Here is an 18,024-nt window from a genome sequence, read left to right as displayed (position 1 = left end):
TATTTGAAAATTAATTGTTCTTTATCTGGGCCGTACTAATGTTTGTTTTCAACGCCTTGCTTCTCCAGTTTCATATTCGTTATGAACTGATCGAATAAATAACGGGAGTCGTGCGGTCCCGCAGATGCCTCCGGGTGGTACTGCACTGAAAAGACCGGCTTATCAGTCAACATGATCCCGGCAATTGTCTGGTCATTCAAGTGCTTGTGAGTTACTTTAATTCGCGGATTGGAAGCAACACTGTCTTTTGCAATCACGAATCCATGGTTTTGCGAGGTAATTTCTCCTTTTCCGGTAATCAGGTTCATAACCGGGTGATTGATTCCTCTGTGACCATTGAACATCTTTTCTGTCTTCAACCCTTGACTAAGGCCTAAGATCTGGTGTCCCAGGCAAATTCCGAATATCGGTGTACCTATTTCTACCAAATCTCGTACAAGAGCAATCTCATTCGGCATTGCTGATGGATCTCCGGGACCGTTTGATAAAAGATATCCATCAGGCTTAAATGTTTTCAATTCTTCAATCGTAGCATTCATCGGAAACACTTTCACCAAACATCCTCTATCCACCAAACAGCGTACAATATTCTTTTTCACACCGAAATCCAAGAGTGCAACCCGCAAGGAACTGTTCGGATCGCCGACTTCGTAGGCCGTTTTTGTTGCGACTTTTGAAGACAATTCCAAACCATCCATGGATGGTACTTCCTTTACCTGCTTCTGAAGCACTTTCTCATCCAAAATCTCAGAAGAGATAATGGCATTCATAGCACCTTTATGACGGATATGACGAACCAAAGAACGGGTATCAACATCTGTGATACCTACTTTGTCGTTATCCACCAAATAATCATTCAGATTAGATACGGCAGAAGTTCTTGAAAAATTCTCTGCAAATTTTTTGGTCACTAATCCGGCAATTTTTACCGTTTCGGATTCTACTTCTTCCGGATTTACACCATAATTACCGATATGGGAAGTTGTCATGACCAGTATTTGCCCGTAATAAGAAGGATCAGTAAATACCTCTTGATAACCGGTCATTCCCGTGTTAAAGGCAATTTCCCCGGTTGTTGTACCAATCTTTCCGGTTGCTTTGCCATAAAATACTGTTCCGTCTTCTAGGACCAGGAGCGCAGGCTTGCGTTCTTCCATATACTAAAATGTTTTTGCAAAATTAGGATTTCTATTTCAACTTCAAAAGTATCGTGCATAAAAAAGGGTATCCGTTAATAACTGGATACCCTTTTTCTTATTTTTAAAGACGAATCTGATTACTCTTCATCTTTCTTTTCTTCTTCAGTTGCATCTGCTTCAGGAGCCTCTGGTGCTGCTTCTTCTGCTTTTACTTCCTCAACCACTTCAGCTTCTGCTGTCGGAGTTTCTTCAACAACTACTGCTTCTTCAACTACTTCTGCTGCAGGAGCTGCGTCCGCTTTCTTAGCTGTTGATCCGCCACGACGTGAACGACGTGTTGTTGTTTTCTTTTCTCCTGAAGTGTATACTTCGTTGAAATCAACCAACTCGATCAAACACATTTCCGCGTTATCTCCTAAACGGTAACCTGTGCGGATGATACGCGTGTATCCTCCCGGACGGTCAGCAATTTTCGGAGCAATTGTACGGAACAATTCAGTCACTGCCTCTTTGCTTTTCAAATAAGAAAATGCTGTACGACGGTTGTGAGTTGAATCGTCTTTTGATTTTGTTAAAATCGGTTCTACATACACTCGCAAAGCTTTTGCTTTAGCGATTGTAGTAGAGATTTTTTTGTGCTCAATCAATGAACAAGCCATGTTAGACAACATTGCGTGTCTATGAGCTGTTTTTCTACCGAGATGGTTGTGTTTTTTTCCGTGTCTCATAACTTTGAATTTCGTAAGTAACGGTTAGCTGAGCTTATTATCGCATCATCTCAGCCACCTATTACGACATTATTAATTTTAATTTGCGATATCTTGGGACTTTCAGACTTTAGGACTTTCAGATTTCAGGACGGCTTCGTCTTAACATCTTAAAATCCTGATGTCCTAATATCCAAATAACTAGTCTTTATCCAATTTGTATTTGGCAACGTTCATTCCGAAGTTCAATCCTTTGGAATCTACCAGGTCTTCCAACTCAGTAAGGGATTTCTTCCCGAAATTACGGAACTTCAATAAGTCGTTCTTGTTGTAAGAAACAAGATCTCCCAATGTTTCAACGTCTGCTGCTTTCAAACAGTTTAGTGCACGAACGGAAAGGTCCATGTCCACTAATTTTGTTTTCAACAATTGACGCATATGCAATGATGTCTCATCAAACTCTTCTGTTTCAGATTTTACTTCACTATCCAAAGTGATACGCTCATCTGAGAACAACATGAAGTGGTGGATCAAGATTTTTGCAGCTTCTTTCAACGCATCTTTCGGATGAATAGAACCGTCTGTTGTCAATTCCAAAACCAATTTTTCGTAATCCGTTTTTTGCTCTACACGGTAGTTTTCGATCGTGTATTTCACGTTCACAACCGGTGTAAAGATGGAATCGATGAAAATCGTTCCAAACGGTGAGTTCCCTGTTTTGTTTTCCTCAGCAGGAAGGTAACCACGTCCTTTAATGATTGTCAATTCCATCTCCAGTTTAACGGAGCTTTCCATGTTACAGATCACTAAATCCGGGTTCAATACCTGGAATCCGGAAGTGAATTTCCCTAAATCACCTGCAGTTAATTTATCTTGTCCGGAAATAGAAACAACGACCGTTTCGTTATCCGTTCCTTCGATTTGTTGCTTAAAGCGAACTTGTTTCAAGTTCAAAACGATTTCAGTGACGTCTTCAACTACACCTTTCAATGTTGCGAATTCGTGGTCTACACCCTCGATACGCACGGATGAAATAGCGTAACCTTCCAATGAAGAAAGCAAGATACGACGTAATGCGTTTCCTACCGTGATCCCATATCCTGGCTCAAGCGGTCGGAACTCAAATTGTCCTTTACGCTCGTCCGACTGGATCATAATTACCTTGTCAGGTTTTTGAAAATCTAAAATTGCCATGTGTTTTTCTTCTTTTTAATTGTCTTGCAGTTGCGCGGTCTGATCGATTGAAGAAAGTCGAGCAAACCCTTTGGCTGCAATTCAATGATTAAATAATTAAATATGGAGCCCCGAAAGGGCTCCAATATCGGCTTATTACTTAGAGTATAATTCGACGATCAATTGTTCTTTGATGTTCTCAGGAATCATATCACGGGAAGGAACACTTAGGAACTTTCCTGATTTTGAAGCTGAATCCCAATCCAACCAATCGTAACGTTTGTTTGTTGACGCTGTCAAAGAAGCACCGATAGCTTCCAAAGACTTTGATTTTTCACGAACACTTACTACATCACCTACACGTAACGTATAAGAAGGAATGTTTACCACTTCTCCGTTTACCACAATGTGTTTGTGAGTTACCAACTGACGAGCAGCACGACGGGAAGGAGCAATTCCTAAACGGTATACTGTGTTGTCCAAACGCGCTTCGCACAATTGCAACAATACTTCACCTGTAATCCCTTTCATGCGTGACGCTTTCTTGAACAAGTTCGAGAATTGACGCTCCAGGATACCGTAAGTATATTTCGCTTTTTGTTTTTCACCAAGTTGGATAGCGTACTCTGACTGCTTTCCACCTCTACGTTTGTTTGGTCCGTGTTGTCCCGGTCCATACTGTCTTTTGTCCAGAGATTTATCCGGACCGAAAATTGGGTCGCGGAAACGACGGGCAATTTTCGATTTTGGGCCTGTATATCTTGCCATACTATAAAATGTAAAAAGGGGGATTATGAATTAAGGCTTTTCCTTCGATAATCAATTTTTTCCCCTTTAGATTAAATTACTATTATTAAACGCGACGTCTTTTTGGTGGACGACAACCATTGTGCGGAAGTGGAGTTACATCGATGATTTCGATTACTTCGATACCATGATTGTGAATTGCACGGATAGCTGATTCACGACCAGCACCTGGTCCTTTCACAAATACACGCACTCTACGTAATCCGAAGTCATGTGCTTCTTTTGATGCATCCTCAGCAGCAACTTGTGCAGCATAAGGAGTGTTCTTTTTAGAACCTTTGAAGCCCATTTTTCCAGCCGATGACCAGGAAATAACCTGACCAGCGTTGTTTGTCAAAGAAATAATCACATTGTTGAAGGTAGCTTGAATATGCGCTTCACCCGCTGCGTCTACTTTGACTTGTTTCTTCTTCTTTTGATTTGCTTTTGCCATTTTCTTAACTTTTAAGCTACCGCTTTAAGCGACAAACTATTACTTAGTTGCCTTCTTCTTGTTAGCAACTGTTTTTCTTCTACCTTTTCTAGTACGAGAATTGTTTTTCGTACGTTGACCTCTCAACGGAAGACCAGCACGATGACGAATTCCACGAGTACATCCGATATCCATCAAACGCTTAATGTTCAATTGGATCTCAGAACGCAACTGTCCCTCTGTCTTAATCTCGGAAATGGAGTTACGAATCAAAGCAATCTGATCGTCATTCCAATCTTGTACTTTGATGTTCTCATCAATTCCGTTTGATGTTAACACTTTCTTAGCGGTGCTGCGACCGATTCCAAAGATGTACGTCAAACCGATTACACCTCTCTTGTTTTTTGGTAGATCAATACCTGCGATACGTGCCATAATTACCCTTGTCTTTGTTTTAGTTTAGGATTCTTCTTGTTAATCACGTAAACCCTTCCTTTTCTTTTAACGATCTTGCAATCTGCAGAACGTTTTTTTACTGAAGCTCTTACTTTCATCTTTTGCTTTTTTTATCGGAGTTCTTTCTTACAAATTACTTGTAGCGGAAAGAAATACGTCCTTTAGTTAAATCATAAGGAGACATTTCCACCTTCACACGGTCACCAGGCAAAATCTTAATGTAAAACATTCTCATTTTTCCTGAAATGTGCGCCGTAATAACGTGTCCATTCTCCAACTCGACACGAAACATTGCATTGGACAATGCTTCGATAATCGTTCCGTCTTGTTCTATAGATGCCTGTTTAGCCATAATCTAGAAACCTGATGACATTTCGTTTATACTTCTTCGTCCTCTCACACGTGATCCTTCCATTAAACCATCCATGTGACGGTTCAATAAATAAGATTCAATTTGCTGAAGGGTATCTAAAACTACTCCTACCATGATTAACAACGAAGTCCCTCCGAAGAAATACTCAAAACCAGAAGTAATATTACAAGCATATGCAATCGAAGGCAAGATCGCAATCAATGCAAGGAAAACAGATCCTGGCAATGTAATGCGGGACACCAACGAGTCAATATACTCAGCAGTTTCATCTCCCGGACGAACTCCGGGGATAAATCCTCCACTGCGCTTCAAATCATCCGCCATTTTACGCGGGTTGATCATAATAGCAGTGTAGAAGTACGTAAATACGATAATCAAAAGTGCTAACAATGCATTGTAGGGAATACCATGTGTATCTCCCAATGCATATTGAATCACGCCCCCATCTTTTTGCTGAGAGAAGATCATTACCGGGATCGTCATAATCGCTTGCGCGAAGATGATTGGCATTACACCGGAAGCATTCACCTTCAAAGGCAAATAGTTTCTCGCTCCCTGCTCATCTACCGCTCTTGCTCCTACCACACGTTTTGCCGTGTTTAAAGGAACCTTCCGCACACCTTGAATAATCAGAATTGTTCCAAGTACAATCAACATGAATACGATGATCTCCAAAACAATTTTCAATGGGAAATCTTTGTTAGCAGCCATTTCAGATAAGAAAGAAGACGGGAGACGGGACAAAATCCCTACGGTAATCAATAACGAAATACCATTCCCAATTCCTTTATCTGTAATGCGTTCACCCAACCATACAGCAAACATTGAACCGGCAACCATACAAGACACTGCTGTTGTCCACCATAACATCGATTGTTCAGCAGGCAGCGCACCTTTAATACTAGCCGCATACAATGAAATATAACTTGGTGCCTGAACAGCACAAATTATAATCGTCAGTATACGAGTATACGTATTGATTTGTTTTCTCCCTGATTCACCTTCATTCTGCATTTTCTGAACAGCCGGAACAGCCATTCCCAATAATTGCATAATGATCGACGCACTAATGTAAGGCATGATACCAAGCGCCATAATGGACACATTGGTAAACCCTCCACCGGAGAACATCGACAACAATGATTCAAGTACGTTGTCACCTCCTTTGCGTGTAGCATTTGCAAGTACTGCTTCTGCATTCACGCCAGGCAACATGATAAACGATCCGATACGGTATACAAGAATTAAGAAAAGCGTCAATAAGATACGCTTTCTTAACTCTTCTACTTTCCAGATGTTTTTTATGTTTTGTATAAACCGTTTCATAAAAAAAATGTCGGCAAAGTTAATTAGATTTCTGAAATACTACCACCTTGAGCCTCAATTCCTGCTTTTGCAGAAGAAGAAAACTTGTGAGCACTTACTGTTACTTTAGATTTAAGCTCTCCACGACCCAGGATTTTTACCAGGTCATTGCGAGATATCAAACCGTTTTCACGAAGTACTTCGATAGTAATATCAGTTACATTCTTACGTTCAACCAACGATTGAATAGCATCCAAATTGATTGCTTTGTATTCAACTCTGTTGATGTTTTTGAATCCGAATTTAGGAACACGACGTTGTAACGGCATTTGTCCTCCTTCGAATCCAATTTTCTTAGAATAACCGGAACGGGATTTCGCTCCTTTGTGACCGCGCGTAGCAGTACCACCACCACCGGAACCGTGTCCGCGACCGATTCTCTTATCAGATAGAACGGATCCTTTAGCAGGTGTTAAATTATTTAAATTCATGGATAATTCGTTTTAAAGTATTATTCTACAACTTCTACCATATGCGCTACTTTCTTGATCATGCCAAGAATTTGCGGAGTTGCCTCTTTCTCAATTACCTGGTTCAAACGGCGAAATCCTAACGCCTCGATTGTCGCTTTTTGACGAGCCGGACGTTTGATAGCACTGCGAACTTGTTTTATTTTAATTGTTGCCATACTACTTTTTATTAACCGTTAAACACTTTGTCCATACTGATTCCACGTTGACGAGCAACAGCTGCTGCATCGCGCATAGACGCCAATGCATTGATCGTTGCTTTAACTACGTTGTGCGGATTGGATGATCCTTGAGATTTTGCCAATACGTTGTGAACGCCTACAGATTCCAATACTGCACGCATCGCACCACCGGCGATTACTCCTGTACCATTTGTTGCAGGTTTCAATAAAACTTCTGCTCCACCGAATTTTCCTTTTTGAGCGTGAGGAACCGTACCTTTTAAGATCGGAACTTTGATAAGGTTCTTTTTCGCATCGTCGATTCCTTTTGTAATCGCTTCTGTTACTTCTTTTGCCTTACCAAGACCATGACCAACGATACCGTTTTCATCCCCAACAACTACGATAGCTGAGAAACTGAACGTACGACCACCTTTTGTTACTTTAGTCACACGGTTCACAGCTACCAATTTATCTTTAAGCTCAATATCTGAGGCTTTTACTCTATTTCCTATAATTGCTGCCATGATGATTAAAATTTAAGTCCTCCTTCTCTAGCTGAATCAGCCAATGATTTAACACGACCGTGGTACAAGTACCCGTTACGGTCAAATACTACTGATTCCACACCAGCTTTTACCGCTTTTGAAGCGATCTCTTTTCCTACAACTGCTGCTTGCTCAGATTTGTTTTTCTTATCAGCAGCTTTGTTTTTGTAAGAAGAAGCAGCAGCCAATGTAACTCCTTTTGTATCATCGATCAACTGAGCATAAATTTGCTTGTTTGAACGAAATACAGAAAGACGAGGCACTGAAGTAGTACCAGAAATTTTCTTTCTGATTCTTCTCTTAATTTTTGCTCTTCTGTTTAATTTACTAAATGCCATAACTTCTAAAATTATTTTTTACCTGCAGATTTACCAGCTTTTCTTCTAATCTCTTCGCCCATGAAGCGAATACCTTTTCCTTTATACGGCTCCGGTTTACGAAGGGAACGAATTTTGGCAGCAGCCTGGCCCAAAAGTTGCTTGTCGAATGACTCTAAAGTCACTACCGGAGCTTTACCTTTTTGAGTATCTGCAGATACCTTAATTTCTTTCGGGAGTTCGATAATGATCGGGTGAGAATAACCTAATGCTAACTCCAACGATTGTCCTGTTGCTGTAGCACGGTAACCTACACCGATTACTTCTAATTCCTTCTTGTACCCTTCGGATACACCAACAACCATGTTCTGAATCAATGCACGGTATAAACCATGCTTAGAACGATGGTCCGGCGCATCAGACGCGCGGCTTAAAGTGATTACAGATCCCTCGATAGTGATTGAAACAGCTTCTGTATCGAAGTCCTGTGTCAATGTACCTTTGGATCCTTTTACGGAGATAACTGATCCGTCCACCTTTACTTCAACTCCACTCGGGATTGTTACTGGGGATTTACCTATCCTTGACATTATTTATTTAATTACGAATTACGAAAACGAGCGCGAAGATACAACAATAAAAGATACGAGTCAAGACCCATATCTTTTTGCTTACCTAGCGATCAGAAATCTGCATTCTAGTTTTTACTAATTGACAGTTGAAAATGGAAAGAGTGTCAATTCGAGTTTGCTTAGCAAGTATCGAGAATGACACCTCTTTGAATTTCCAATTATGCTTTTTAATAAACGTAGCAAAGAACTTCTCCGCCTACATTTTCTTTTCTTGCTTCTTTATCTGTGATCACTCCTTTTGAAGTGGAAACGATAGCAATTCCCAAACCATTCAACACACGTGGCATTTCTGCTGCACCTGAGTACTTGCGAAGACCTGGACGAGACGCACGCTCGATTTTAGTAATCGCAGGAACCTTCGTTGACTGGTTGTATTTCAATGCGATTTTAATCACACCTTGTTTTCCATCCTCTTCGAATTTGTAATTCGCGATGTAACCTTGATCAAACAAGATTGCTGTAATTGCTTTTTTTGTGTTTGAAGCAGGAATTTCAACTGTCTTCAAACGAGCCATATTCGCGTTACGAATGCGTGTCAGATAATCTGCAATAGGATCTGTATACATGTCCTTTTTCTTTTATTAATTACTCGGTAGAGTTTCAATTCGTCAACTGACGAAGACTTTTACCAACTTGCTTTTTTAACTCCCGGGATTTTACCAGCCAATGCCATTTCACGGAAAGTAACACGTGAAACACCGAATTGACGCATATAACCACGAGGACGACCAGTCAACCCACAACGATTGTGCATACGAACCTTAGAAGAATTCGCTGGCAATTGTTGCAATGCATCCCAATCTCCGGCAGCTTTCAACTCAGCTCTTTTCGCTGCGTATTTTGCTACCATTTTTTCTCTTTTGCGCTCACGCGCTTTCATTGATTCCTTAGCCATTGTCTTATTTTTTGATGAATGGGAATCCGAAGGCATCTAGCAAAGCTCTTCCTTCTTCGTCGCTTTCAGCTGTTGTAACAAAAGTGATATCCATACCTAAAATCTTACTTACCTTATCGATATCGATCTCAGGGAAAATGATATGCTCCTTAACTCCCAAATTGAAGTTTCCGCGTCCGTCAAATCCTTTTGGATTCACTCCACGGAAGTCACGTGTACGAGGTAAAGCAACAGCAATAAAACGATCCAGGAAGTCGTACATCTTATCACCACGTAAAGTAACTTTTGTACCGATTGGCATTCCTTTACGCAATTTAAAGTTGGAAACGTCTTTTTTAGATATCGTAGCTACTGCTTTTTGACCCGCGATGCGAGAAACATCTGCAACCGCATTGTCAACGATTTTCTTATCAGCAACTGCATCACCCAATCCCTGGCTGATTACAATTTTTTGTAACTTAGGTACACGCATAATGGTTTTGTACCCAAATTTCTCAGTCAATGCAGGAACGATTTCCTCCTTGTACTGCTTTTTTAATCTTGGTGAATAACTCATTACTTGATCTCCTCTCCTGATTTTTTAGAATAACGAACTAACTTACCTTTCGCATTTTCCTTACGTCCGATGCGACTCGCTTGTCCTTTAACAACCACCATTAAGTTGGAAATATGAATACTTCCTTCTTTTTCGACGATTCCGCCTTGTGGTTCAGACGCGCTAGGCTTCGTGTGGCGTTTTACCACATTCACACCTCCTACGGTAGCACGTTCTTTGTTTCTGTCAATGGTCAATACTGTTCCTTCCTGACCTCTAGACTCACCGCTTAATACTTTAACAGTGTCGCCTACTTTGATGTGTAATTTCTTTTGCATGACTTCACTACTGATTAAAGTACTTCGGGAGCAAGTGAAACAATTTTCATATAATTGTTTTCACGAAGCTCACGAGCTACTGGTCCAAAAATACGGGTTCCTCTCATCTCCCCCGCCTGATTCAAGATAACACATGCGTTATCATCGAAACGAATGTAAGAACCATCCGGACGGCGAACCTCCTTACGCGTTCTTACAACAACCGCCTTGGCAACCGATCCTTTTTTTACGGCTCCAGAGGGCATTGCGCTCTTAACAGCTACTACGATTTTATCTCCTACTGAAGCATAACGACGTTTTGTACCACCTAATACGCGGATACATAACACCTCTTTTGCTCCGGAGTTATCTGCAACTGCAAGTCTTGATTCTTGTTGTATCATTGCAACTAATTATTATTTAGCTCTTTCTAAAATTTCTACTAATCTCCAATTCTTGTTCTTAGACAAGGGACGGGTCTCCATGATCTTAACGGTGTCACCAATGTTACAGTCGTTATTTTCATCGTGGGCCACAAATTTAGTAGTTTTTTTCACGAACTTACCATACTTCGGGTGTTTTACTTTTCTTTCTACAGAAACCACGATAGATTTTTCCATCTTATCACTGGTAACAGTCCCGATACGTTCTTTTCTTAAATTACGCTTTTCCATTTGAAGCTTATTTAACGAATCCAGCACTAGGCTTGATTCTGACGTTTTGTTAATTCAGTATTCAAACGAGCAATAGCTTTGCGGTTGTTACGGATTACGATTGGATTTTCCAATGGAGTAACTTTGTGTCCCAACTTCAATTTTGCTTGTGCTTCTGTTGCACTTACAATTTGCTTTTGCAAATCTTCAACTGAAAGTTTACTTAAATCTTCCTTCTTTTTCATGCCTTCAATTATTTACCCGGTACAACATAATCGTTACGAACAATGAACTTGCATTTTACCGGTAGCTTTTGAGCTGCCAAACGCAATGCTTCCTTAGCAACTTCATAAGGAACTCCATCCGCTTCGAACATAATACGACCTGGTCTTACAACTGCCACCCAGTGGCTAGGAGCTCCCTTACCTTTACCCATACGTACCTCTGCAGGCTTCGATGTGATCGGTTTGTCAGGGAAGATTCGGATCCACACCTTACCTTCACGCTTCATGTAACGCGTAACTGCGATACGGGAAGCTTCGATCTGGCGTGATGTAATCCATCCCGGCTCCAATGTTTTCAGTCCAAAAGATCCGAATGCAATTGTTGATCCGCGTTGTGCTTCACCACGATTACGACCTTTTTGAACTCTTCTAAATTTGGTTCTCTTTGGAGATAACATCTTCTGAAAATTTTAATGTGTTTTTACTTCTTCTTACGGTTTCCACCTTTTCCAGCCGGACGGCGATTGCCTCTGTCGCGGTCTCCGGATGGCGCACCACCTTTAGCCCCCTGAGCAGCCATTCCAACATTTGGAGAAAGATCACGACGACCGTAAACTTCACCTTTGCAGATCCATACTTTGATCCCGATCAAACCGTAAGTAGTCAATGCCTCACCTACTGCATAATCGATATCAGCTCTGAACGTATGTAACGGAGTACGTCCATCTTTGTACATTTCTGAACGAGCCATTTCAGCTCCATTCAAACGACCTGAAATTTTCACTTTGATACCTTCGGCACCCATTCTCATGGTTGAACCGATAGCCATCTTGATAGCGCGACGGAATGAAATACGAGCTTCAATCTGACGAGCGATTCCATCAGCAACCAAGCGAGCATCCAATTCCGGACGTTTCACTTCGAAAATGTTGATTTGAATCTCTTTTTTCGTCAATTTCTTTAACTCTTCTTTCAATTTGTCTACTTCTTGACCACCTTTACCGATAATCACACCCGGACGAGCCGTGTTGATTGTTACAGTAACGAGCTTGAGGGTGCGCTCGATGATGATTTTCGAAATACTTGCTCTGGATAAACGAGCGTGAAGATACTTGCGGATCTGATCGTCTTCAACGATTTTATCGCGGTAGTTATCTCCACCGTACCAGTTAGATTCCCATCCGTGGATGAAACCTAGTCTATTACCAATTGGATTCGTCTTTTGTCCCATTTCCTTTACAATTATTTTGAACCATCAACTACGATAGTCACGTGGTTTGATCTTTTACGAACTCGGTAAGCTCTACCTTGAGGAGCAGTTTGAATACGCTTCAACATACCTGCACTACCTACTTCGATAGATTTCACCACTAATTTTTCATCCTCAATGCTCTTACCTTCGTTTTTAGCTTCCCAGTTAGCAATTGCAGAACGCAATAACTTGGATAAACTCAACGATGCGTCTTTCGCATTGTGTTGCAATATGTTTAGAGCTTTGTTTACTTCAACTCCACGTACAAGATCTGCAACCAATCTCATTTTACGAGGAGAAATCGGAGAATTGTTCAACTTTGCGAAAGCTATTGACTTATTCTCTTCTTTAATTTTATCAGCTCTTAATTTCTTTCTAGCGCCCATGTCACTTGAATTTTAAACTATCTTTTTTTATCCTTTTTGTTAGCACCATGCCCACGGAAGTTACGTGTAGGTGAAAATTCACCCAACTTGTGTCCAACCATGTTCTCTGTTACAAACACAGGAATAAACTTATTCCCGTTATGCACTGCAAACGTCAACCCGACCATATCAGGAGTGATTGTGGAAGCGCGTGACCATGTTTTGATAACTGCTTTGCTTCCGCTTGCTTGTGCTTCATCCACTCGTTTTGTCAACTTATAGTGTACAAAAGGTGGTTTTTTCAACGAACGACTCATACCTTATTTCTTTCTTCTCTCGATGATAAACTTATCTGAATACTTCTTTTTCGAACGCGTTTTGTATCCTTTAGCAGGCATACCGTTACGAGAACGAGGGTGACCACCGGCGTTACGCCCTTCACCACCACCCATCGGGTGATCTACCGGGTTCATCACAACACCACGTACACGTGGACGACGACCCAACCAGCGTGAGCGACCAGCTTTCCCAGAAACTACTAATGAATGTTCTCCATTCGATACAGCTCCGATTGTAGCCATACAAGTAGTCAAAATCATACGAGTCTCACCAGAAGGCAATTTGATAATCGCAAAGCGACCATCACGAGCGTTCAATTGAGCATATGTTCCTGCTCCACGAGCAATTGCACCACCTTTTCCAGGCTGCAACTCGATGTTATGGATCACAGATCCAAGAGGAACATCGGATAAAAATAATGCGTTTCCAACATTTGGAGCAGCACCCGCACCAGATACAACTGTATCACCAACTTTCAATCCTTCAGGAGCAACGATATAACGTTTCTCTCCATCCACATAGTAAAGCAATGCGATACGCGCAGTTCTGTTTGGATCGTATTCAATTGTCTTTACTACCGCAGGCACTCCGTGCTTATCGCGTTTAAAGTCAATGATACGATACTTTTGCTTGTGTCCACCACCGATGTAGCGCATGGTCATACGACCATCATTGTTACGACCACCAGACTTGCTTTTTTTCGCAACCAAGCTCTTTTCAGGAACATTGGTTGTTACTTCAGCATACGTACTGTTGATCTTGTGTCTTTGCCCTGGAGTAATAGGCTGAAATTTTCTAAGACCCATCAGTTTTTACTTAAAAATTATTAAACAAATCAATCGTTTCTCCTGCAGCAACAGTTACGATGGCTTTTTTCCATACGCGACTTTTTTGCTCAACGACACCTCTATTCGTATATTTCGTAGAGGATTTTCCACCGCCATAAGTGAGTGTGCGTACATTCACTACGTGAACTCCGTACATCTTTTCGACAGCGCTTTTTATTTCCAATTTATTCGCCTTGCGATCTACTTCGAAAGCGAAGCTACCGTTATCATTAGCGGCAGTTGCTTTTTCTGTAATGATTGGCTTTTTGATAATTGTACTCATCATCAATTAGTTTAGAATCTTTTCGATTACTTCGATTGAACTTTCTGTTAATACGACTTTCTTCGCGTTCAACACATCGTATGTGTTAACGGAATCAGCAGATACAACTTTAACGCGTTGTAAGTTACGTGAAGACAAGTAAACATTGTCATTACCTGCTCCTACGATCATCAACACCTTCTCGTTTAACAAGTTCAAGTTCGATAACATCGATTTGAATTCTGCTGTTTTTGGTGTTGCTAGAGCTACATCTTCTAAAACGACAATTGAATCCAATTTTGCTTTGTATGCGAAAGCAGATTTACGTGCCAAACGCTTTAATTTGATATTCAATTTGAAGTGATAGTTACGCGGGCGTGGTCCGAAAATACGTCCACCTCCTACACGTGTACCAGATTTAACACTACCGGCACGAGCTCCACCCGTTCCTTTTTGTTTTTTCAATTTTCTGGTAGATCCTGCTACTTCGTTACGCTCTTTTGATTTGTGAGTTCCCTGGCGACGATTTGCCAAGTGTTGCTTCACATCTAAATAAATTGCGTGATCGTTTGGCTCAATTCCAAAGATTGTCTCCGATAAGGTTACCTTTTTGGAAGTAGCCTTTCCTTTGCTATCAATTACTTTTACTTCCATTATTTCTCAATTGTTACGGTTGAACCTTTAGGTCCTGGAATAGAACCTTTTACTACGATTAAATTTTTGTCAGCCAAAACACGCAATACTTCTAAGTTCTCTACTGTTACGCGTTTGTTACCTGTCTGACCAGCCATGCGCATTCCTTTGAATACACGTGCAGGGTATGAACAAGCACCAATTGAACCGGGAGCACGCAAACGGTTATGCTGACCGTGTGTTGATTGACCAACTCCACCGAAACCATGACGTTTTACAACCCCTTGAAAACCTTTTCCTTTAGATGTTCCAGCTACTCCAACAAATTCTCCTTCTTCAAAGATTGTTGCGTCAACTACATCCCCAAGATTAAGTCCGTCAAAACCTTTAAACTCAACCAATTTAGATTTTGGTGTCGTTTTTGCTTTTTTGAAATGACCTTTCAATGCATTCGGAGTGTTTTTTTCTTTACGCTCTCCAAATCCCAATTGAATTGCCTCGTACCCATCTCGATCTTGTGTTTTAACCTGAGTTACTACACAAGGACCAGCTTCTATTACTGTGCATGGTGTTGCCTTACCCTCGGCACTGTAGACGCTAGTCATTCCGATTTTTTTACCAATAATTCCAGGCATACTTTACTAATTATAAATTATAAATTATTAAAGTGATGTATTCTTCTGTGATCAGTGGAGCTTGCGATTAATCGCAAGCCCACATTCACACAGAAATTTCATCACACTTTAATTTCTACATCAACTCCCGAAGGAAGTTCTAATCTCATTAACGCATCAACAGTCTTGGAAGAAGAACTGTAGATATCCAACAAACGCTTGTAAGAACACAATTCGAATTGCTCACGCGCTTTCTTGTTAACGTGTGGGGAACGCAATACCGTGTAAATACGTTTGTGAGTCGGAAGTGGAATCGGACCACTAACTACTGCTCCTGTTGCTTTAACCGTCTTAACGATTTTCTCAGCCGATTTGTCAACCAGGTTATGATCGTACGACTTTAATTTAATTCTAATCTTTTGGCTCATTACTCGTTTGTATTAAGCGGAAACTTTTCCATTATTTTTTGCAATCACTTCATCTGCTACGTTCTTAGGAGCCTCTGCAAAGTGAGAGAATTCCATAGAAGATGTTGCACGACCTGAAGAAAGTGTACGTAATTGTGTTACGTAACCGAACATTTCAGATAGAGGAACGTCAGCTTTAACCACTTTAGATCCTGCTTTATCATCCATTCCACGAACGATCGCACGACGACGGTTCAAGTCACCTACGATATCCCCCATGTTTTCTTCCGGAGTAACCACTTCAATTTTCATGATCGGTTCCAACAAGATCGGACGACATTTTTTCAATGCTTCACGGTATGCCATTTTAGCAGCCAATTCGAATGACAATGAATCTGAATCGACAGCGTGGAATGAACCATCCACCAATTCAACTTTCAATGATTCAACCGGGTACCCAGCCATTACACCATTTTTCATGGATTCTTTGAATCCTTTCTCTACCGAAGGAATAAATTCACGAGGAATGTTACCACCTTTGATCGAGTTGATGAATTCAAGACCAGTTTTTTCCTGGTTATCCTGTGGAGAAATCTTCACATAAATATCCGCGAACTTACCACGACCACCTGATTGCTTCTTGTACACTTCACGGTGTTCAACAGCTGCAGTAATATCTTCACGGTAAGAAACCTGAGGAGCACCCTGGTTTACTTCCACTTTAAACTCACGACGCAAACGGTCAACAATGATATCCAAGTGTAACTCACCCATTCCGGAGATAACTGTTTGACCAGTCTCTTCGTCCGTGTTTACACGGAATGTTGGATCCTCTTCAGCCAATTTGTTCAATCCGATACCCAATTTATCCTGGTCAGCTTGAGTTTTAGGCTCAATTGCGATTCCGATTACCGGCTCAGGGAAGTTCATAGACTCCAATATAATCGGTGCATTCTCAGCACACAAAGTATCTCCTGTACGGATATCTTTAAATCCAACCAATGCTGCGATATCTCCTGCTCCAAGCTCATCAATTTGATTTTGCTTGTTAGCGTGCATCTGGAAGATACGGGAAATACGCTCTTTGTTATTTGTACGTGTGTTCAATACGTAAGAACCTGCAGGCAATTTACCGGAGTAAGCACGTGTAAAACACAAACGACCTACAAACGGATCAGTTGCAATTTTAAACGCCAAAGCTGCAAACGGCTCATCAAAAGAAGGCTTGCGGAATGCCGGCTCATCTGTTTTAGGATTGATTCCTTCAATCGCTTCGATATCCAATGGAGAAGGAAGAATTTCCATCACCATATCCAACATGGCCTGAACTCCTTTGTTTTTGAAAGAAGAACCACACATCATCGGAACTACTTTTCCGGAGATCGTAGCCTGACGCAATGCATCCAGAATCTCACGCTCAGTTAAAGAGTTTTCATCTTCGAAGAATTTCTCCATCAATGACTCATCGAATTCGGCAACCGCCTCCAACAATTCAGAACGCAATCTGCGTGCATCGTCAATGATATCTGCAGGAATTTCAACTTCCTGGAAAGTCATTCCCTGGTCAGCATCGTTCCAAACGATTCCTTTCCAGTTGATCAAATCAACAACTCCTCTGAAGTTATCTTCATCACCGATGTTGATTTGTAATGGCAAAGCGTGGCTACCCAACATTTCTTTCACTTGCTTACACACGTTTAAGAAATCTGCTCCCTGACGGTCCATTTTGTTAACGAAACCGATACGCGGAACATTGTAGTTATTAGCCAAACGCCAGTTTGTTTCAGATTGAGGCTCTACTCCATCTACTGCAGAGAATAAGAACACCAATCCATCCAATACACGCAATGAACGGTTTACCTCTACGGTAAAGTCAACGTGTCCCGGAGTATCAATAATGTTGATGTGGTATTTTGTACCACGGTAGTTCCAGTTTACTGTTGTAGCAGCAGAAGTAATGGTAATACCACGCTCTTGCTCTTGCTCCATCCAGTCCATGGTAGCACCACCGTCGTGAACCTCACCAATTTTGTGGTTTACACCTGAGTAGTACAAAATACGCTCAGTTGTAGTTGTTTTCCCAGCATCAATGTGAGCTGCGATACCAATGTTTCTTGTATATTTAAGATCTCTTGCCATTT

31 protein-coding genes are annotated in these 18,024 nt (G+C 41.2%); all 31 read right to left on the bottom strand.

Annotated elements, in window-relative coordinates:
* Positions 1-35 precede the first annotated feature (35 nt).
* A complete protein-coding gene (carA, locus tag FO442_RS17505; RefSeq protein WP_144334509.1) occupies positions 36-1,157 on the bottom strand; it encodes a glutamine-hydrolyzing carbamoyl-phosphate synthase small subunit in 1,122 nt (373 codons plus the stop codon).
* Positions 1,158-1,276: 119 nt separating this feature from the next.
* The gene (gene rplQ, locus FO442_RS17500) at positions 1,277-1,867 is read right to left on the bottom strand and encodes a 50S ribosomal protein L17 (protein ID WP_144334508.1); all 591 of its coding nucleotides are present in this window, start codon (positions 1,865-1,867) and stop codon (positions 1,277-1,279) included.
* Positions 1,868-2,047: 180 nt separating this feature from the next.
* Positions 2,048-3,040, bottom strand: a complete 993-nt coding sequence (locus tag FO442_RS17495; protein WP_124744441.1) for a DNA-directed RNA polymerase subunit alpha — start codon at positions 3,038-3,040, stop codon at positions 2,048-2,050.
* A gap of 135 nt (positions 3,041-3,175) precedes the next feature.
* The gene (rpsD, locus tag FO442_RS17490; RefSeq protein WP_144334507.1) at positions 3,176-3,787 is read right to left on the bottom strand and encodes a 30S ribosomal protein S4; all 612 of its coding nucleotides are present in this window, start codon (positions 3,785-3,787) and stop codon (positions 3,176-3,178) included.
* A gap of 85 nt (positions 3,788-3,872) precedes the next feature.
* A complete protein-coding gene (gene rpsK / locus FO442_RS17485; protein ID WP_013685531.1) occupies positions 3,873-4,259 on the bottom strand; it encodes a 30S ribosomal protein S11 in 387 nt (128 codons plus the stop codon).
* Positions 4,260-4,298: 39 nt separating this feature from the next.
* Positions 4,299-4,673, bottom strand: coding sequence for a 30S ribosomal protein S13 (gene rpsM / locus FO442_RS17480; protein ID WP_144334506.1), 375 nt, complete (start codon positions 4,671-4,673; stop codon positions 4,299-4,301).
* Positions 4,674-4,675: 2 nt separating this feature from the next.
* The gene (gene rpmJ / locus FO442_RS17475; protein WP_090248872.1) at positions 4,676-4,792 is read right to left on the bottom strand and encodes a 50S ribosomal protein L36; all 117 of its coding nucleotides are present in this window, start codon (positions 4,790-4,792) and stop codon (positions 4,676-4,678) included.
* Between the two features lie 35 nt (positions 4,793-4,827).
* A complete protein-coding gene (infA, locus tag FO442_RS17470; RefSeq protein WP_013685534.1) occupies positions 4,828-5,046 on the bottom strand; it encodes a translation initiation factor IF-1 in 219 nt (72 codons plus the stop codon).
* Between the two features lie 3 nt (positions 5,047-5,049).
* A complete protein-coding gene (gene secY, locus FO442_RS17465) occupies positions 5,050-6,393 on the bottom strand; it encodes a preprotein translocase subunit SecY (RefSeq protein ID WP_144334505.1) in 1,344 nt (447 codons plus the stop codon).
* 23 nt (positions 6,394-6,416) lie between these two features.
* Positions 6,417-6,863: a 50S ribosomal protein L15 gene (rplO, locus tag FO442_RS17460; RefSeq protein ID WP_144334504.1), complete on the bottom strand. Its 447-nt coding sequence runs from the start codon at positions 6,861-6,863 to the stop codon at positions 6,417-6,419.
* A 20-nt stretch (positions 6,864-6,883) separates the two neighbouring features.
* Complete coding sequence (gene rpmD, locus FO442_RS17455) at positions 6,884-7,060, bottom strand: 50S ribosomal protein L30 (protein ID WP_144334503.1); 177 nt, start codon at positions 7,058-7,060, stop codon at positions 6,884-6,886.
* Between the two features lie 11 nt (positions 7,061-7,071).
* On the bottom strand, positions 7,072-7,590 hold the full coding sequence (rpsE, locus tag FO442_RS17450) for a 30S ribosomal protein S5 (protein WP_144334502.1): 519 nt from the start codon (positions 7,588-7,590) through the stop codon (positions 7,072-7,074).
* A 5-nt stretch (positions 7,591-7,595) separates the two neighbouring features.
* Positions 7,596-7,949 (bottom strand): 50S ribosomal protein L18, encoded by a 354-nt coding sequence (gene rplR, locus FO442_RS17445; protein ID WP_144334501.1) that lies wholly within the window; start codon positions 7,947-7,949, stop codon positions 7,596-7,598.
* A gap of 11 nt (positions 7,950-7,960) precedes the next feature.
* Positions 7,961-8,518, bottom strand: coding sequence for a 50S ribosomal protein L6 (rplF, locus tag FO442_RS17440; protein WP_144334500.1), 558 nt, complete (start codon positions 8,516-8,518; stop codon positions 7,961-7,963).
* Positions 8,519-8,727: 209 nt separating this feature from the next.
* Positions 8,728-9,126 (bottom strand): 30S ribosomal protein S8, encoded by a 399-nt coding sequence (rpsH, locus tag FO442_RS17435; protein ID WP_144334499.1) that lies wholly within the window; start codon positions 9,124-9,126, stop codon positions 8,728-8,730.
* A 59-nt stretch (positions 9,127-9,185) separates the two neighbouring features.
* Positions 9,186-9,455 carry a 30S ribosomal protein S14 gene (gene rpsN, locus FO442_RS17430; RefSeq protein WP_144334498.1) on the bottom strand — a complete coding sequence of 90 codons (270 nt, stop codon included), beginning with the start codon at positions 9,453-9,455 and terminating at the stop codon, positions 9,186-9,188.
* A 4-nt stretch (positions 9,456-9,459) separates the two neighbouring features.
* Positions 9,460-10,011 carry a 50S ribosomal protein L5 gene (gene rplE, locus FO442_RS17425; protein ID WP_144334497.1) on the bottom strand — a complete coding sequence of 184 codons (552 nt, stop codon included), beginning with the start codon at positions 10,009-10,011 and terminating at the stop codon, positions 9,460-9,462.
* Positions 10,011-10,328: a 50S ribosomal protein L24 gene (rplX, locus tag FO442_RS17420; protein ID WP_144334496.1), complete on the bottom strand. Its 318-nt coding sequence runs from the start codon at positions 10,326-10,328 to the stop codon at positions 10,011-10,013. Before rplX ends, rplE begins: the two co-directional genes overlap by 1 nt.
* A gap of 14 nt (positions 10,329-10,342) precedes the next feature.
* Positions 10,343-10,711, bottom strand: a complete 369-nt coding sequence (gene rplN / locus FO442_RS17415) for a 50S ribosomal protein L14 (protein WP_013685545.1) — start codon at positions 10,709-10,711, stop codon at positions 10,343-10,345.
* A gap of 12 nt (positions 10,712-10,723) precedes the next feature.
* Positions 10,724-10,981, bottom strand: coding sequence for a 30S ribosomal protein S17 (gene rpsQ / locus FO442_RS17410; protein ID WP_124747812.1), 258 nt, complete (start codon positions 10,979-10,981; stop codon positions 10,724-10,726).
* Between the two features lie 26 nt (positions 10,982-11,007).
* Complete coding sequence (gene rpmC, locus FO442_RS17405; RefSeq protein WP_144334495.1) at positions 11,008-11,205, bottom strand: 50S ribosomal protein L29; 198 nt, start codon at positions 11,203-11,205, stop codon at positions 11,008-11,010.
* Positions 11,206-11,213: 8 nt separating this feature from the next.
* Positions 11,214-11,642, bottom strand: coding sequence for a 50S ribosomal protein L16 (rplP, locus tag FO442_RS17400; protein WP_144334494.1), 429 nt, complete (start codon positions 11,640-11,642; stop codon positions 11,214-11,216).
* Positions 11,643-11,665: 23 nt separating this feature from the next.
* Entirely contained in the window at positions 11,666-12,415 is a 750-nt protein-coding gene (rpsC, locus tag FO442_RS17395) for a 30S ribosomal protein S3 (RefSeq protein WP_144334493.1), read from the bottom strand.
* A gap of 11 nt (positions 12,416-12,426) precedes the next feature.
* A complete protein-coding gene (gene rplV, locus FO442_RS17390) occupies positions 12,427-12,822 on the bottom strand; it encodes a 50S ribosomal protein L22 (RefSeq protein ID WP_144334492.1) in 396 nt (131 codons plus the stop codon).
* 17 nt (positions 12,823-12,839) lie between these two features.
* The gene (gene rpsS / locus FO442_RS17385; protein WP_144334491.1) at positions 12,840-13,118 is read right to left on the bottom strand and encodes a 30S ribosomal protein S19; all 279 of its coding nucleotides are present in this window, start codon (positions 13,116-13,118) and stop codon (positions 12,840-12,842) included.
* A gap of 3 nt (positions 13,119-13,121) precedes the next feature.
* Positions 13,122-13,946 carry a 50S ribosomal protein L2 gene (rplB, locus tag FO442_RS17380; RefSeq protein ID WP_144334490.1) on the bottom strand — a complete coding sequence of 275 codons (825 nt, stop codon included), beginning with the start codon at positions 13,944-13,946 and terminating at the stop codon, positions 13,122-13,124.
* 10 nt (positions 13,947-13,956) lie between these two features.
* Positions 13,957-14,250, bottom strand: coding sequence for a 50S ribosomal protein L23 (gene rplW / locus FO442_RS17375; protein ID WP_144334489.1), 294 nt, complete (start codon positions 14,248-14,250; stop codon positions 13,957-13,959).
* A 6-nt stretch (positions 14,251-14,256) separates the two neighbouring features.
* Positions 14,257-14,883: a 50S ribosomal protein L4 gene (rplD, locus tag FO442_RS17370; RefSeq protein WP_144334488.1), complete on the bottom strand. Its 627-nt coding sequence runs from the start codon at positions 14,881-14,883 to the stop codon at positions 14,257-14,259.
* Positions 14,883-15,497: a 50S ribosomal protein L3 gene (rplC, locus tag FO442_RS17365; RefSeq protein ID WP_144334487.1), complete on the bottom strand. Its 615-nt coding sequence runs from the start codon at positions 15,495-15,497 to the stop codon at positions 14,883-14,885. Before rplC ends, rplD begins: the two co-directional genes overlap by 1 nt.
* A gap of 101 nt (positions 15,498-15,598) precedes the next feature.
* Positions 15,599-15,904 (bottom strand): 30S ribosomal protein S10, encoded by a 306-nt coding sequence (gene rpsJ, locus FO442_RS17360; protein ID WP_013685556.1) that lies wholly within the window; start codon positions 15,902-15,904, stop codon positions 15,599-15,601.
* 12 nt (positions 15,905-15,916) lie between these two features.
* On the bottom strand, positions 15,917-18,022 hold the full coding sequence (gene fusA / locus FO442_RS17355) for an elongation factor G (RefSeq protein WP_144334486.1): 2,106 nt from the start codon (positions 18,020-18,022) through the stop codon (positions 15,917-15,919).
* Between the last annotated feature and the right edge of the window lie 2 nt (positions 18,023-18,024).

Source organism: Fluviicola chungangensis, assembly GCF_007558725.1.
Classification (GTDB): Bacteria; Bacteroidota; Bacteroidia; order Flavobacteriales_D; family Crocinitomicaceae; genus Fluviicola; species Fluviicola chungangensis.
Note: the sequence above shows the minus strand (reverse complement) of the source record. Positions and strands in the feature narration are given on the sequence as shown.

Bases quoted from the DNA above. Each gene is read 5' to 3' on its own strand.
- carA (WP_144334509.1), bottom strand. From the start codon at position 1,157: ATGGAAGAACGCAAGCCTGCGCTCCTGGTCCTAGAAGACGGAACAGTA.
- rplQ (WP_144334508.1), bottom strand. From the start codon at position 1,867: ATGAGACACGGAAAAAAACACAACCATCTCGGTAGAAAAACAGCTCAT.
- FO442_RS17495 (WP_124744441.1), bottom strand. From the start codon at position 3,040: ATGGCAATTTTAGATTTTCAAAAACCTGACAAGGTAATTATGATCCAG.
- rpsD (WP_144334507.1), bottom strand. From the start codon at position 3,787: ATGGCAAGATATACAGGCCCAAAATCGAAAATTGCCCGTCGTTTCCGC.
- rpsK (WP_013685531.1), bottom strand. From the start codon at position 4,259: ATGGCAAAAGCAAATCAAAAGAAGAAGAAACAAGTCAAAGTAGACGCA.
- rpsM (WP_144334506.1), bottom strand. From the start codon at position 4,673: ATGGCACGTATCGCAGGTATTGATCTACCAAAAAACAAGAGAGGTGTA.
- rpmJ (WP_090248872.1), bottom strand. From the start codon at position 4,792: ATGAAAGTAAGAGCTTCAGTAAAAAAACGTTCTGCAGATTGCAAGATC.
- infA (WP_013685534.1), bottom strand. From the start codon at position 5,046: ATGGCTAAACAGGCATCTATAGAACAAGACGGAACGATTATCGAAGCA.
- secY (WP_144334505.1), bottom strand. From the start codon at position 6,393: ATGAAACGGTTTATACAAAACATAAAAAACATCTGGAAAGTAGAAGAG.
- rplO (WP_144334504.1), bottom strand. From the start codon at position 6,863: ATGAATTTAAATAATTTAACACCTGCTAAAGGATCCGTTCTATCTGAT.
- rpmD (WP_144334503.1), bottom strand. From the start codon at position 7,060: ATGGCAACAATTAAAATAAAACAAGTTCGCAGTGCTATCAAACGTCCG.
- rpsE (WP_144334502.1), bottom strand. From the start codon at position 7,590: ATGGCAGCAATTATAGGAAATAGAGTAAAAGCCTCAGATATTGAGCTT.
- rplR (WP_144334501.1), bottom strand. From the start codon at position 7,949: ATGGCATTTAGTAAATTAAACAGAAGAGCAAAAATTAAGAGAAGAATC.
- rplF (WP_144334500.1), bottom strand. From the start codon at position 8,518: ATGTCAAGGATAGGTAAATCCCCAGTAACAATCCCGAGTGGAGTTGAA.
- rpsH (WP_144334499.1), bottom strand. From the start codon at position 9,126: ATGTATACAGATCCTATTGCAGATTATCTGACACGCATTCGTAACGCG.
- rpsN (WP_144334498.1), bottom strand. From the start codon at position 9,455: ATGGCTAAGGAATCAATGAAAGCGCGTGAGCGCAAAAGAGAAAAAATG.
- rplE (WP_144334497.1), bottom strand. From the start codon at position 10,011: ATGAGTTATTCACCAAGATTAAAAAAGCAGTACAAGGAGGAAATCGTT.
- rplX (WP_144334496.1), bottom strand. From the start codon at position 10,328: ATGCAAAAGAAATTACACATCAAAGTAGGCGACACTGTTAAAGTATTA.
- rplN (WP_013685545.1), bottom strand. From the start codon at position 10,711: ATGATACAACAAGAATCAAGACTTGCAGTTGCAGATAACTCCGGAGCA.
- rpsQ (WP_124747812.1), bottom strand. From the start codon at position 10,981: ATGGAAAAGCGTAATTTAAGAAAAGAACGTATCGGGACTGTTACCAGT.
- rpmC (WP_144334495.1), bottom strand. From the start codon at position 11,205: ATGAAAAAGAAGGAAGATTTAAGTAAACTTTCAGTTGAAGATTTGCAA.
- rplP (WP_144334494.1), bottom strand. From the start codon at position 11,642: ATGTTATCTCCAAAGAGAACCAAATTTAGAAGAGTTCAAAAAGGTCGT.
- rpsC (WP_144334493.1), bottom strand. From the start codon at position 12,415: ATGGGACAAAAGACGAATCCAATTGGTAATAGACTAGGTTTCATCCAC.
- rplV (WP_144334492.1), bottom strand. From the start codon at position 12,822: ATGGGCGCTAGAAAGAAATTAAGAGCTGATAAAATTAAAGAAGAGAAT.
- rpsS (WP_144334491.1), bottom strand. From the start codon at position 13,118: ATGAGTCGTTCGTTGAAAAAACCACCTTTTGTACACTATAAGTTGACA.
- rplB (WP_144334490.1), bottom strand. From the start codon at position 13,946: ATGGGTCTTAGAAAATTTCAGCCTATTACTCCAGGGCAAAGACACAAG.
- rplW (WP_144334489.1), bottom strand. From the start codon at position 14,250: ATGAGTACAATTATCAAAAAGCCAATCATTACAGAAAAAGCAACTGCC.
- rplD (WP_144334488.1), bottom strand. From the start codon at position 14,883: ATGGAAGTAAAAGTAATTGATAGCAAAGGAAAGGCTACTTCCAAAAAG.
- rplC (WP_144334487.1), bottom strand. From the start codon at position 15,497: ATGCCTGGAATTATTGGTAAAAAAATCGGAATGACTAGCGTCTACAGT.
- rpsJ (WP_013685556.1), bottom strand. From the start codon at position 15,904: ATGAGCCAAAAGATTAGAATTAAATTAAAGTCGTACGATCATAACCTG.
- fusA (WP_144334486.1), bottom strand. From the start codon at position 18,022: ATGGCAAGAGATCTTAAATATACAAGAAACATTGGTATCGCAGCTCAC.